The organism is Hymenobacter taeanensis (assembly GCF_013137895.1).
Lineage (GTDB): Bacteria > Bacteroidota > Bacteroidia > Cytophagales > Hymenobacteraceae > Hymenobacter > Hymenobacter taeanensis.
Genome location: NZ_CP053538.1, coordinates 3,862,931 through 3,876,958 on the forward strand (window position 1 = coordinate 3,862,931; position 14,028 = coordinate 3,876,958).

Sequence of the window (14,028 nt, forward strand, 5' to 3'; positions counted from 1 at the left end):
GCTGATGATATTTACAGCTTGTCAAAAGGATACACTGAATTTCAGTCTGACACCAGCTACTCAAAGTGGCGCCAATACGCTGAGCTGTAAAGTAGACGGCGACGTATTTGTGCCTTATGGAAAGCGCTGTGTTGGTTTTGGAGGAGGGTGTACAGAAGGTATAAAGGCGTATTACAACACTAAACGTGGACAACTTATGATATCTGGGGTGCTTTTTACTAAGGGTAGAGATGAATATATCAATATCGCAGGGGATAGTGTCTTTCAGATAGGTGAGTGGAGTCATGTAAACGCTTCAACCGGTCGTAAATACATTGGCATTCACTATAGTGAGCAAAGCCTGGGTCTAGACTACAGCACTACTTCCTCTAATCCCAGTAACATAGTCCTAACACGCTTGGACACTATAAATCATGTTATTTCAGGGTCTTTTACAGGGTATCTGAGGCTAACGTCGACAAGCTCTCCCACACAGAAGACCTCTGTACTTGTGAGCGATGGAAGATTTGATGTGATCTACAGTAAGTAGGGTGCACGATAAGTGGCAAACCCCTTTCACTTTACATGCTATAGGCTAGCTCAAAATGCGCAGGCTTTCGGCCGTAATCAGCTGGGAGCCCTGGTAACGACCTTCGCGGGGGCCGTTCTCCAGATTGAGCACCCCGCGCGGGCAAACGGTAGAGCACATGCCGCACCCTACGCAGGAGGCCCGAATGATGGGCTCACCGCGCTGAGCATATTGCTTCACATCAATGCCCATTTCGCAGATGTTGGAGCAGTTGCCGCAGCTAATGCACTGAGCGCCGTTGGTGGTGATGCGGAAGCGGGAGAAGTGCTTCTGCAACAGGCCTAAGTAGGCGGCCATGGGGCACCCGAAGCGGCACCACACTCGGCTACCCATCAAGGGGTAAAACCCTACGCCCACCACGCCCGAGAATACTGCGCCAATAGCAAAGCCATAGAACTTGCTCAGGGCATCAACGGGGCTCAGGTTGTTGAACATGCTAATGCCGGAGGGCTGCGGGGTGGTGGCCCAGGCCGGCAGCATGCCCGATACGCCCAACCACAGCAGTACCGTTACAAGCACAATGAGGCCTAAAACAGGGTAGATAATACGTACCTCCCAGCGCCAGGCCTCGCGGCTTTTGTCGGAGAGTTGGCGGTATGGGTCGCCGGCAGTTTCAGCCAGGCCTCCGCAGCCGCACACCCACGAGCAATACCAGCGCTTCCCAAAGAAGTAGGTGAGCACGGGCGTACCCACAAAGGATATTACGGCGCCCCAGAACACCATAAACACGCCCAGGCCAGGCCCGCCATCCTTGAGCAGATAGCTTACCGTGCCGGGAAATAGGTAGTCGTACTTCAGGGGCCAGAAGTAGCTGAAGTAGTACTCGGGGCGCTGGAAGGCGAGCAGCAAGCCGGGCAGCAGATACGCAAAGCCCAGCTGAAAGAACATCACTGAAACCGTGCGGATGCGCTGGTATGGGGAGTGGCGGTACTTCCATAGGGCGCGGCCGCCCATCACCAGAATAGCCAGCGTGTAGAAGGTGCCGTACAGAAACCACTGGTCGGCGGGGCGCTGGCGCAGCGTTTGGCTCAGCGGGTCGAGGGCGTGAACGAGGTTGTTGAACAAGCCAAAGTTGCCTTGCTCATCGGGGCTGCTGAACCAATACAGAATCACGTAAAAGCCCGTGAGCACAATAGCCGTCAGCCAGGCAAGGCTGCCCCGGCTAGTGCTGGAGCGCAGCCAGAGGTTGTCGTGCTGCACCCCGGCCGGGTGGCCGCCAAACTTGCGCGCCGCCCACAGCAGCGTACCACCACTTACCAGGGCCATGGCCACGTACAAACTCATCCGAGCCTGGAACGGATCGGCGGCAAAAGCGGCAGGTAGCAGTGCCAAAAGTCCCAGCCCAATGATGGTGAGCAGGATCTTTTCGGTAGCCGGTACGGTGGGCAGCGGAGGTGTTGAGAGAGAAAGAGAAGAATCCATAGGGATGAGGTGGATTAGCTACCGGGGCAAACCGGCCTAGGTGCGGCAACAGGTTGTTTGGCGAGTGGCCTAGGCCACCCCAACGTAGGCTTAGTGGTGATGATGGTGATGACCGTCGTTGGGTTTGCCAAACAGGTTTAACAGGGTACCCAGCACGTACAGTACCGCCCAGCAGAGGTAAAGCCAGTTATAGCCCTTAGGCTCGGGTTGGCCCAGGAGATGAATCACTAGCTGAGCCCCGGCGCTCATTACTACGCCTACCAGAGCAATGTACTGGAAGCTGTTGAGGGCACTGGGGCGGTAGAGTTTGGAGAAATCCATGGGAAGTGAGGTCAGGAGTTGAAACAAAGCACGTTATGCCGGGCTATGCCACTAGCCAGCGCAGGGCATCTTAAATAACGAATTAGCTAAATGAAAAGAACCCTTTCCGCCGGTGTAGCGCCACAGGAAATTGCGGAAACTGCCGGGTGAACTGGTCTATAACCGCCGCCTCATGTCGCCGGTAAAACTCAGGGTCGAAGTTGGCAGTTCTGAGTTCACTCAGCACCTGCGTGATAGAGGTGGCGTTGCGCAGCCACTGGTCCCACACCTCGTGGCGTTGCCTAATACCCAGCGTATTCATGCCCACGACTGTGCCATCCTCCCTGAAGTTTATCCGGAGCAGGTGCTGACCGTTTGGGTGCTGCCAGCAGACGCTGTGGGTGCCGGCAGCCGTATGGGCTGGCACCCGGCCGTACGTCTGGTATTCGAGCTGAAAGAATTTGGCCGAGTTAAACCACGGTCCGCGCTGGTACGGCCGGGGCTGCCCACAGATAGTGTAGGCCACTGTTTCACCTTGCTGGCGGCCGGTGTACCAGAGTTGTTCAATGGGCACCTCATCGGGGCCGGGCTGGCGGTGCTGGGCACAGTCGCCGGCCGCGAAAACGTTGGGCTGGCTGGTTTGCAGCTGCTCATCTACCAGAATGCCGCGGTCGGTGTCAAGGCCTGAGGCCTGGGCAAGCGTACTATTAGGCGTTACTCCGGTGGCAAGGCCTACCCACTGGCAGGCAATTTCCTGCCCCTTAGAGGTAAGCACGGCGCGTGCCCGGCCTGCGGTATCACCTAAAATCTCCGTTAGCTCAGTGCTGTACTGCACCTGAATGTGGTGGGCCTGGAGCTGGCGGTTTACCAGAGCCGCTTCTTCGGGTGGCAGCACTGAGCCCCAGTAGTGGGTGTCGCGCACGAGCATGGTAACGGCAATGCCGCGGGAGTGCAGCATTTCGGCCAGCTCTACGCCAATAAGGCCTCCGCCTACCACCACTGCCTGCTTTACGCCATGCGTTTCGCGGTGCATACGCTCCAGATCGGGCAGCCCGTAGAGGCCTTGTACGCCCGCTAGCTCCTGTCCGGGCCAGTCCTGGAAACGGCTCACAGATCCAATGGCTACCAGTAGTTTATCGTAAGGCAGCACTGCGCCGGTGTTTAAGTGCACTTGCTGGGGCTCGGTATCAATATGAGTGGCAATGGCCTGTACCAGCTCAAGGCGGTTTTCAGGCCAGAACCAGTCGCCGTAGGGTTTCAGGTCTTGGGGGCGAAGGTGGCCTAGGTAGGCGTACATGAGGGCCGGCCGTGAAATATGGTACGGGCTTTCATCAGAAACCAGCGTGATGTGAGCATCGGGGCGCAGTTGGCGCACTGTAAGAGCACAAGTAACCCCCGTGATGCCGTTGCCAATAATAACCAGGTTCATAGGAAAGCAAGTGAAAAGGCCCGCTCCGCAAAGGTGCTATAAAAATGCATCCGGCAAGGTTAGCAGGGTGGGGCAGCTGCCAGGAGTGCTTTTCTGCATACGGAGGAGTTACCGGCCCGGATTGATTTCTGCTCTGTAGTACTCCCTGCCACCTGAGGCCAGCATTACCGCTGGCCTTACTAACCCTACCAACCCAGCCCGCGTACACCCCTAGTACCTAGCTACATTTCATCAAAATCCCGTCCATCATGGCAACGAACGATAAATCTGCTGACAACGCAGTGCACGATAAAGCAGCAACGCCCGACAACGAGCAACTGGAAAACACCAAAGACTTTAAAGAGTTAGTAAGCAACGGTAAGCAGTCCGATGATTCCTCGGCGCACCGCAACCAGGGGGCCGGGGGCTACACCCAACGTGCCGACCAGAAAGACCAGCTCGAAAACCTGCACATTAACGGGGGCGAGGGAGTGCCCCAGGGCGGCAACGAGCACGATAACCCCGGCGAGCAGGCCAGTGGTCCTGGCTTCGGCGTTGAGGGCAGCGTAGAGCTCGACCACCAACTGCGCACCCGTGACCAGAAATTTGGCGAGTCAGCGCCCAGCGGCCCCGCTAAACCAGTTGAAGATTAGTTGCTTACAAAGCAATTGCCGACAGCCCTACTCCGGCCGGAGTAGGGCTTTTTTGTGTCTATATATGAACAAAGAAGAGTTTTGCCAAGTGGGCCTATCCCAAATTAGGATTTACGGAATCTTGCTCTATATCTTTAGGAGCTGCAGAGGGTGCTAAAAGGGAATATTCTCATAATGAGCTCTCCCTAAGATCTCTTGCCAATTGCTTTACCTGCCAAATTCCCATTTTTACGCACACTTCTATGAATGAGAACACCTCTACTCCTTTTGAAGACGAAGAAGTAACCCCAGAAGTATTGGCCGAGGAGGAAAACCTATCCTCCGGCAATGGGCGCCTTGCGCTGATAGTAGGAGGCATTCTGGCGCTGGTAGTGTCAGGCTACGCGCTGTTGCCTGCGCAAGCCACCCGCCAAATAGTAAATGCCATGCCAGGTATTGAGCTGGGTGATGCCACCGTAACCGGCTCCCGCGCTACCGATGCACCCACCGATACGGTAGCTGCAACGGTAGAGGCAAATCCCACTGGAGTTGCCAAGGCACCCACCGCACAGCAGGCTGTTGTAGCGGCCAAGCCCCAAGCCACCCGCGAAGCGGTAGTGCGCGCTGAGGCCATAGAAGCGAAAGAAGAAGCTGCGCCCGAGGAAGTTGCAGTAGAGCCCGTGCCCGCTGCTGAGCCCGCTGTTCCTGCTATGGTCACCATCTCGGGCCGGATATTAAACGAGAACGGGCGACCTTTGGCCGGCGCTACCGTGCTGGTAAAGGGCTCCAAGAAAGCCGTGGGGACGGATGCTAACGGTAATTACTCCCTGGAGCTACCTGCCGGTGATAACACCCTGGTGTATGGATATGGTGGGTATGAAGACCAGGAGATCCATGCCCGCAGTGCCCAGCCCGTTAATGTAACGCTCGTGCCTTCTGAGAATGCAGGCAAGCGTCGTCGGCGTTAGGTAGTGGCCTAGCAGTAGTTTCATAGCCTGGATGCAAAAAGTATGACTGCCAGCTCGCAAGTGCTAGCCTAAGCCCTGACAAGTCACACATAAAAAGCCCCGCTGATATGTATCGGCGGGGCTTTTTATGTGTGGTTAGCGCTAAATTCTAGTTAGGCTCCTGGTTTTGAATACCAGAAAAGCGCCTACCGAAAATGTAGTACACTGGTATGCCCACTGCCACAAGGCCCAGGCCCCGAAGTGCAAACTTGGAGTTTACGGGGTCAGTGAGCAGAACGAAGCAGAAGCCCGAGGCCAGAATAACGTACAGCAGCGGAATGATGGGGTAACCAGCTGCCCGGTAGGGGCGGGGAGCATCGGGCCGAGTGCGGCGCAGCACGAAAATGCCAATGATGGTAATAACATAAAACAGAATTACCGAGAACATAACGTAGTTGAGCAGGTCGCCGTAGGAGCCAGAAAGGCAAAGCAGGCTGGCCCAGGCGCATTGCGCCCACAGCGCCACACCCGGTACGCCGGCCTTGTTCAGGCGCGCCATGCCAGGGAAAAACAGCCCATCAGCGGCCATGGCGTAGTATGCCCGGGCTCCGGAAAGCAGGATGCTGTTATCGGCGCTGAAGGTACTGATCATGATCAGGATGGCCATTACGTAGGCGCCCACCTGGCCTAGAATGCTCTCGGCCACGGCCGTAGCTACCCGCTCATTGGTGGCGTACATAATGCCCCGGCCCATAACCGTAGCGGCCTCAGGGTTACCTTTCAGGGGCAGCACCAGCAGATACACAATATTGATGAGGATGTACAGCGCCGTTACAATGGCCGTGCCCAGGGCCATACTGAGTACGATGGTCCGCTCGGGCTTCACAATTTCGTCGCCGGAGAAGCCAATGTTATTCCAGGAGTCGGAGCTGAACAGGGAGCCCGTCATAGCCAGCCCGATGGCGGTGATGAGGGCCGAGGTGCTCAGGGGCGAGGAGTGGCCCAGCTTATCGAAGCTGGCAGCCTGCCACATATCCTGAAAGTTTACGCTAACCGCTTGCTGATTGATACCCAACGCTAGGCCACCCAGAATCAGCAGGCCCAGGGCTACCAGCTTGGTGCTGCCGAAGACGTTGGAAATAAGCTTGCCGCTGCGCACGCCGCGGGAGTTGATGTAGGTGAGCACCACCAGCAGAATAATGGCCAGCAGCTGCACGGTGCTGAACTGAAAACTGCCTAGGCTAAACAAAACGTTGGTTTCGCTGAACCAGGGCAGCAGTACCCCCGTGAACCGGGCAAAGGCCACTGCCACGGCGGCAATTACGCCGGTCTGAATCACCAGAAACAGCGTCCAGCCATAAAGAAAAGCTACCAGCTTGTTATAGGCTTCGCGGAGGTACACATACTGGCCACCCACTTTCGGAAACATAGACGATAGCTCACCGTAGCTCACGGCCCCGGCCAGGGTAATGAAACCCGTGATGAGCCATACCACAAGCAGCCAGCCCGCGGAGCCAACCTTTTGAGCAATATCTGCCGACACAATGAAAATACCGGAGCCAATCATGCTTCCGGTCACAATCATGACGGCATCAAACAGCGTAATGGCCCGCTGGAAATGGCCTTGTTTTTCAGACATACAGGGAGAGTAGGGTGTGTTTCAGGGCCGGAAGATAGAAAAGAAATGTGCTGCTAGCAGAATGCCCGGTTGCATATTCAGAAATGAGCTTAAGGCATACTTCAGGCAGCTTCCAGCATTGGCAGGCAGTACGCTAGGCCTGAAATTAGCCATCGGGTAAATGAGGAGTTGGCAGCATAGGTAGCCGTTTGTGCGTACAGTAGAAGAAGGTGTGGCACCAACTATCGCGCGCCTACGGAGTAATCCCTATTTTTGCCGCCCGCACTTCCCGGAATCCTGCATGTCGCAACGAGTACTGGTGTTTTTGACAGGTCTGCTGCTGCTTACGGCACTGGGTTCGTACGTGTACTATCGCCACCGCGAAGCACAGGTGCCCGTTGACCCGTGGGCGCTTGTGCCCGATGATGCCGTCCTGGTCACCGTCACCCACGATCATCCAACGCTGGTGCGCCACCTCAAGGAAACACAGCTCTGGGATAACCTCACGGCCGTGCGGTATTTCCAGCAGGTAGAGGACAACCTGGCCCTGGCCGACAGCCTGACCGGTGGCCAGGATGTGGTGCTGCGTTTTCTGGGTCGTAAGCGGGTATTGACCTCGGTGCACGTTACGGGCCCTACTAGTTTTGACGTGCTGTTCCAGGTGCCCATAAGCAGCGTGCGGCAGTACCGGCAGGTGCGCAATCTAGTAGAGGGGCTGGGCCGCGATGCACGCTACGAGGTCAGGACCCGCGAGTTTCACGACCAGCAGTTCACGCAGGTGCAGCAGCGCAGCACTGGCGAGGGCCTCACATTCTTCAACTATCGTAACCACCTGCTCATTAGTGCTAGCCCCAAGCTGGTAGAAGCCGTGGCCCTACGGTTAGAGCATCCCGATCAGCCCACGGTGGCATCGGAGTTTCAAAGCACGGATTATTTCCGCCAAAAAAGCGTTGATGCCACGCTCTTGCTCAACCAACGGCGTTTACCCCAGTTGCTGGGCGTCTTCTTCCGCCGCGATATTGAGTCTGATCTGGCTGAGGTAGCCAGCTTGGCCCGCAACGAGCTGGTGCAGATGAAGCTAACGGGCAACAAAGTGGTGTTTGATGGTTTCGCCAACGCCGAAACAGCCCGTCATGGGCTGCACGAGCGGCTGAAGGGCCAACCAGCCCAGCGCCTCCGCATGGCAGAGGTGGTGCCCCTGCGCACAGCCCTACTGGTTCACCTAGGCCTAGAGCAGGCCGCCGCGTTGCGTATCAGCCCCGCCCCACTGGTTGCCGACTCGGTGGCAGATACCGCGGCCCCGCTTATTGATAGCATGGCGGTGCTCCTCCGGCAAGAAGTGGCCTTGTGCTACCTCAAAACAGCCTCGGCCAGACTGCGGCCGGGCAAGTTAGCCCTGGCCTGGTGCTCTGACCCCAACCGCCTAAGCATTTTGCTAGGGCAGGTGCGGCGGGCTACCGGCACACCGCCCTCATTTGAGCGCGTGGGGGCTTTTCAGCTGTACCAGACCGGCGTACCTGAGCTACCCCAGCGGCTGCTGGGGCCTTTGTTCCGCAACTTCCCCGAGCCCGTAGTGGCGCAAGTGGGCAACTACGTGGCCTTCGGCGAAGATGCCGAGGCGGTGCGCCAGTGGCTGCGGAGCGTGGAGGCAGGGGAAGTCTGGAGCCGCTCACCTACCCAAATGGCTTTTCTGCAGGATACGCAGCCCATGGCCCGCATGAGTGTGCTGCTTGACATAGGTAACGCCTGGAACCTGCTGCTGCGCGGCTTGGTGGAAGACCGCCGGGCGGGCCTGTTACGCAACGAAACACTCTTCAAACGTTTCCCTCAAATTGCCCTGCAATGGGTACCAGCGGCTAATGAGGGAGAGGAAGGCGCCCAGTACTTTACCCATTTTGTGCTTCGGCACCCTGCAGAAGGCCCCGCCGTGGCCCGGCCCCAAAACCAGGATGGTACCGGCAGCGTGCTCACCTTTAAAACGGCACTGAGCAGCTCGCCCAGCTTGGTGCCCGTGAGCGGGGCCCGTGTATCGGGCATACTGGTGCAGGATACCGCGCGCGTGCTGCACTACGTAACCCCCGACAATGTGGTAGCCTGGTCTGATACCCTGCCGGGGCCCATGATTTGCCCACCCTACCACCTGCCCGGTGGCAATGGCGTTTTGGTAGCCAGCGCTACGCAGCTATTTGGCTATAATAGCCGCGGTCAGCTGCTGCCTAATTTCCCACTTAATCTCCCCGATACGCTACAGGCCACTTCCCTAACCGTGCTACCAGTGGCCGGGGGCACAGCAGCGCGCCTGCTGGTAGCCGGTAGTGGCAGCAACCTATTCCTTTACGATACCCAAGGGCGTAGCTTTCCGGGCTGGCAGCCTAAGCAGCTGGATTTCCGGTTGGCAGCGCCCCCGCACTACTTAAGTGTAAATGGCCGCGATGTACTAGTGGTGCTGCTTGAGAATGGCTATATCTACGCCTTCGACCAGGCGGGTGGCGTGTACCCGGGGTTCCCAATTAGCGTGGGGGCGCGCCTACACAGCGGGGCCTTAGCTGAGATAGGGCCTACCATGCGCCGCACGCGCCTGACCGTGGTTAGTCAGCACGGGGAGCGGGTAAGCTTCAACCTCAGCGGCGACATAGTATCTCGCAGCCGCATAGCTACCTGGAGTCGTAACTCCGAGTTTCATCTGGTGCCTGATCAGCAGCAACGCTCCTACGTGGTAGCGCGGGAAGAAGGCGGCCGCCTGGCTCTGTTTGATGCTACTGGCCGCCAACTCCTCACCCAAACCTTCGTCACCTCGGCTCCTAAGCAGGTGCAGTACTTCAACTTTGGGCCAAGCCGGCAAGTGTATGCTCTCTCGGAGCAGGGGCCGGGGAAGGTGTATCTCTACGACGCCCGGGCCCGGCTGGTAGGAGGCCAGCCCTTCGATAGCTCCGCCCCGCAAATCGCGCTTGAATACAATCCGGCTACGGCTATCTACCATCTATTTCGGGTAGTAGATGCTGAGCTCCGGCGCTCTGATCTACGGCTAAATTAAAAGGAATGGCAGCGGGGCGGCAAGTGCCCACCGTAGGGGCTGAGTAAGCGCTTGCTGAAAGATACTGCGCCGTTAGGATGAAATCCTCACAAGCACTACCGCCCTTTTTGCGGTTAGCGCTAACTGGCCTAACTAACCTATACCACTGTACTTTAGCAGTAAATACGTGTGTTTATTGGCAAGTCGTCAATTCAGTACACTACAAAGCCCCTATATTTTGATTTATTATTATTTTAGGATTTTATATAATGTAATTATACATTGGCCAGAGTGTCGATGAAGCCAACTCTATTGAGGCAGTTGAGTTATGCAAGGCTTTATTATAGGAAGTATATATAATAACCTTGTTTCGATACAATTAATGTGATTCAATACACCCAATTCTTCCATAAAATACTAGTACTATGAAGCACCTTAACCGCCTAACGGCGCTCGTTGCCTGTTCCTTTATTCTGCTAACTGGCTGTTCTAAGGAAACGGAGAATGCAATCCGTCCCAGTACTGTCACCCAACAATCAGCCCAGCTCTCTGCTTCCACAAGAGACAAGATCAACCAGCTCCGGGCCGCTTTGCCCGCCGGGGTGGAAGCCAAGCTCAAAGAGCGTTCCGCGCTCTTATTACAGACCGATCAGCAGTACCGCGATAAAGTGCGCAACGTACTTGCACTAGAGCCCACCCCCTGTGACTCTAATACCCCATCAAATCAGTGGCTTGATCAGCAATTAGCTGACTGGAACAACGAGGTTATTGGCTACGCGCTAGACTTCGCCATGCTGGATTTGCCTACTTATGATGCGCTAATATTTGAGAATAGCTCTCAGAACCAGACGTTTGGGGCCAACGGCGAATACAGCCAACGCCTAACCAAGACCTTCAAAGACTTACAGCGCTTCTGGAATATCCAGTCGGCGGACATTGTGCTGGCCGCCATGCATGGCAACATGCTCACCAACCGCGACCGTATTGTACGGACGTACGTGGCTGTATATGGGGTTAGCCCCGCAACGGCGGGTACCCTAGCCGACATTGTAACCATGTTGGCCGCGGAGGTTCCGCAGTTCCGTGCTGGCAACCATCCCATTTTTACGTTTAATGCGTTTGCCCAGCAGGGCTTCAGCTTTCCTCCCTACGGTACCATCCCTGATAAGATTATCATGGGCGACGGTATCCTGAATGCCTTCACTGCTATTGGTTACGGTGATGTGGCTCCGCAGGCTATTCTGGCCCACGAGTTTGGCCATCAGATTCAGTTTCAGCTCAACTTGTTTGAAACCACCCAGAGCCCAGAGGCCACCCGCCGTACGGAGCTAATGGCTGATGCCTATTCAGCGTATTATCTCTCGCATGCCCGGGGTGCTGCTATGCAGTGGAAGCGGGTGCAGCAGTTCCTAGGAGTGTTCTTTAACATCGGCGACTGCAGCTTCACCAGCGACGGGCACCATGGTACACCCACCCAACGCCTGGCAGCTGCGCAATGGGGCTATAACGTGGCAAATAATGCTCAAAAGCAGGGCCATATTCTTAGCAGCCAGGAGTTTACCCGCTTGTTTGAAGCCCAGCTCCCTGTGTTCGTGAAGAAATAGCCGTTTGCTAGGTTACCCGGTGGCCTAGTCACAAACAATAAAAAGCCCCTGCCTCTGACTAGAGGTGGGGGCTTTTTGTGTGATAACCAGCCGGCTAGTGCCAAACCGGCGCCTGCCTAGTGGAGGTCATAGTAAGCTGTCTATCTGTTGGTTAGCCAGCCTTTACGGTAGAAATAGATGAGCTGGCAAATGACTATCAGTCCTAAAATAGTCAGCAGCACGGGGTACCCCCATGGGCTGTATAGCTCAGGCATGTTGAGGTAGTTGATATGACCATCGGGGGCTTCGCGCTGGAAATTCATGCCGTACAGGCCTACCACAAAGCTGAGCGGAATAAAGATGCTGCTGATGATGGTGAGCACCTTCATAACTTCATTCATGCGGTTGCTCTGATCAGACAAGAACAAATCAACGAGGCTGCTTACTGATTCGCGGTAGCTCTCGGCTAAATCCATGGCTTGAATGGCGTGGTCGTAGCAGTCTTTGAAATAAGTTTTGATGTCTTCGGGCACCACCTCTTCCGGCAGGCGCAGTATCTCAGCAATCTTTTCTCTCTCAGGATACACAAGCCGCCGAAATCGCACAATGTCTTTCTTGATGTGCAGGATGCGGTTGAGCAGGCGCCTATCCGAGCGGCCCGTGAAAATGCGTTCCTCCAGCTTCTCAATGTAGTCGCCGATGGCCGCCATGGTGGGGTAGTAGTGGTCGAGTACTACATCGGTGAGGGCGTAGGCCAAGTATAGCGGGGGGCGGCGCAGAATGGAGCTGCGGCCCGAGCGCAGGCGCTGCCGCACGGCCTCCAGGCAGTCCTCGTAATCGTCCTGAAAACTCAGGATATAGTTGTCGCCGGTAAAGATGGAAAGCTGGTCGTCGTCAATATCCAGCTGGGCGGTAAACTCCGTCATCCGCGACACCAGAAACAGGCCGTCTTCCGTTTCTTCCACTTTAGCCCGCTGGTAATCGTTGAGCACGTCCTCCATCATGAGCGGGTGAATCCGGAAGTCTTCCTGAATCTGCTGCATCAGGGGCAGGTTGTTGTAGCCGCGTACATCAAACCAGTGCTTAAGCTCAGGGTGCTCCTGAATAAACGCCCGCAACGCCGGATAATCAAAATATTCGCGCTCCTGGAAAAAGCTCTCGGAGTAGCTGATCAGAAACAGGCGCGGCGGTAACGCATCAGGCCGGACCATGAGTGTGCCGGGGCGCTGGCCCACCGTTTGCTCGTGCGCCTGGCGGGTGGCGTCGCGGTCGGCTAACGCACCCGTGGGATGGGGTAACTCCGCCTCAGGATCTGGCAAAATGGAGGGAGGAACGGCAGCAGAAGGAGGGGAAGCGGCAGAATTCATGAGTGAGGAACACAAGTCAGGAAGGCAGTTTACGAGATTTGACCGGAAGTTCGTTGTTGCAGGCGCAGGCATGGCTGGTTATCCGTGCCGCAGGATAAAGCAGCGTGAGCAACCAGCCGCGGCATTTTTCTCGTACTTTCGCCTGCACGCCGTTGCTCATTTTGCCCTTGGATTCTGCCGCTACCTCTGCTCCCAACCTGCTGCTCTTGCCCCTGGAAGAGGGGCGTTATGCGGTGCGCTTTCTGCGCGGAGTAGAGGCAACGCCAACCCGCCCCCTGGCCTACGACCCCTTTCTGTACCTAACGCCGGCCCACCTGGCATTGCAGCAAGCCCCCGGTGAGCGGCTCCATTTTTATCTGGAAGACCAACGAGCCAACCAGACCGTAGGCCAGTTCCACGCCTTTCTGGATGCTGCTGGCCGCGAGGCTCATAGCCCCTGGCAGGCCCCCTTCGGGAGTGCCCAGCTGATGCCCGGCATCCCCGCCGACGTGGTGGCTGGCTTCCTGACGGTGGTAGATACCCAGTTAGCTCAGCAGGGTGTGCAGCGCCTACAGGTGCGCAGCTACCCCCTGGACTACGATGAAGCCGGCAGTGCCTTACTTACCCAGGCACTCACCCAATTGGGGTTTCGCATTACGCAAACCGAGCTGAACAATCACTTGCCTTTGCAGGATGAATTTGTGGCCCGGCTGCACCCCTCTGAGCGGCGCCGTTTGCGGAAGTGTGAGCGGCATGGCTTTCAGTTTGAGCAGGAGCCCCCGTTGCTGTTGCCCCTGGCCTACGAATTCCTGAGCCGCTGCCGGCAAGAGAAGGGGCAGCAGCTTTCTTTGCCCTTAGAGCGCTTGCAGGAGTTGTTTCGGCTGTTTCCGCAGCACTACTTCCTGTTTTCGGTGCGCAACGCAGCCGGGGAGTGGGTGGCCCTCACAGTGGCTATTCGGGTAAACAGTGAAGTGCTGTATAACTTTTACCCTGCCAGCCCCCTGGCCTACAACGCCTTCAGTCCGGTGGTGTTGCTTAATGCGGGCCTGCATGCTTTTGGTAAAGCCAGCGGTATGCGGCTGCTTGATTTGGGCACCTCTATGCTCCCCGAAGGGCCGAATTACTCATTGCTGCAGTTTAAGCGGCACTTAGGTGGGGTGCTCAGTCTGAAGCTGACCTTCGAGAAATGAG

11 protein-coding genes are annotated in these 14,028 nt (G+C 56.5%); 6 read left to right on the forward strand and 5 right to left on the reverse strand.

All coding sequences use genetic code 11. From position 1 onward, the window contains the following. The first annotated feature begins 4 nt into the window (after positions 1 to 4). Entirely contained in the window at positions 5 to 529 is a 525-nt protein-coding gene (locus HMJ29_RS20805; protein ID WP_495524966.1) for a Riean_0653 family protein, read from the forward strand. 45 nt (positions 530 to 574) lie between these two features. On the opposite strand, the gene HMJ29_RS16160 is transcribed toward HMJ29_RS20805, so the two are convergent. The 3 genes from HMJ29_RS16160 to HMJ29_RS16170 all read right to left on the reverse strand — a co-directional run bounded on the left by HMJ29_RS16160 (position 575) and on the right by HMJ29_RS16170 (position 3,719). Then, positions 575 to 1,990, reverse strand: a complete 1,416-nt coding sequence (locus HMJ29_RS16160) for a 4Fe-4S binding protein (RefSeq protein WP_171592456.1) — start codon at positions 1,988 to 1,990, stop codon at positions 575 to 577. 90 nt (positions 1,991 to 2,080) lie between these two features. Then, a complete protein-coding gene (locus tag HMJ29_RS16165) occupies positions 2,081 to 2,311 on the reverse strand; it encodes a hypothetical protein (protein ID WP_171592457.1) in 231 nt (76 codons plus the stop codon). Between the two features lie 82 nt (positions 2,312 to 2,393). Further along, complete coding sequence (locus HMJ29_RS16170) at positions 2,394 to 3,719, reverse strand: NAD(P)/FAD-dependent oxidoreductase (RefSeq protein ID WP_171592458.1); 1,326 nt, start codon at positions 3,717 to 3,719, stop codon at positions 2,394 to 2,396. Positions 3,720 to 3,967: 248 nt separating this feature from the next. Between HMJ29_RS16170 and HMJ29_RS16175 the strand changes: the two genes are divergently transcribed. Together HMJ29_RS16175 and HMJ29_RS16180 are read left to right on the forward strand one after the other, a co-directional pair. Then, positions 3,968 to 4,351 carry a hypothetical protein gene (locus HMJ29_RS16175; protein ID WP_171592459.1) on the forward strand — a complete coding sequence of 128 codons (384 nt, stop codon included), beginning with the start codon at positions 3,968 to 3,970 and terminating at the stop codon, positions 4,349 to 4,351. A gap of 242 nt (positions 4,352 to 4,593) precedes the next feature. Beyond that, a complete protein-coding gene (locus tag HMJ29_RS16180; RefSeq protein WP_171592460.1) occupies positions 4,594 to 5,298 on the forward strand; it encodes a carboxypeptidase-like regulatory domain-containing protein in 705 nt (234 codons plus the stop codon). Between the two features lie 148 nt (positions 5,299 to 5,446). On the opposite strand, the gene HMJ29_RS16185 is transcribed toward HMJ29_RS16180, so the two are convergent. Further along, entirely contained in the window at positions 5,447 to 6,916 is a 1,470-nt protein-coding gene (locus HMJ29_RS16185; protein WP_171592461.1) for an APC family permease, read from the reverse strand. A gap of 280 nt (positions 6,917 to 7,196) precedes the next feature. On the opposite strand from HMJ29_RS16185, the gene HMJ29_RS16190 reads away from it, so the two are divergent. Both HMJ29_RS16190 and HMJ29_RS16195 read left to right on the forward strand, forming a co-directional pair. Beyond that, a complete protein-coding gene (locus tag HMJ29_RS16190; protein WP_171592462.1) occupies positions 7,197 to 9,929 on the forward strand; it encodes a hypothetical protein in 2,733 nt (910 codons plus the stop codon). Between the two features lie 404 nt (positions 9,930 to 10,333). Continuing rightward, a complete protein-coding gene (locus tag HMJ29_RS16195) occupies positions 10,334 to 11,512 on the forward strand; it encodes a neutral zinc metallopeptidase (RefSeq protein ID WP_171592463.1) in 1,179 nt (392 codons plus the stop codon). 140 nt (positions 11,513 to 11,652) lie between these two features. Here HMJ29_RS16195 and corA read toward each other — a convergent pair whose 3' ends face one another. Further along, positions 11,653 to 12,858 carry a magnesium/cobalt transporter CorA gene (gene corA / locus HMJ29_RS16200; RefSeq protein ID WP_171592464.1) on the reverse strand — a complete coding sequence of 402 codons (1,206 nt, stop codon included), beginning with the start codon at positions 12,856 to 12,858 and terminating at the stop codon, positions 11,653 to 11,655. A 167-nt stretch (positions 12,859 to 13,025) separates the two neighbouring features. On the opposite strand from corA, the gene HMJ29_RS16205 reads away from it, so the two are divergent. Beyond that, positions 13,026 to 14,027: a hypothetical protein gene (locus HMJ29_RS16205; protein WP_171592465.1), complete on the forward strand. Its 1,002-nt coding sequence runs from the start codon at positions 13,026 to 13,028 to the stop codon at positions 14,025 to 14,027. Position 14,028 lies beyond the last annotated feature (1 nt).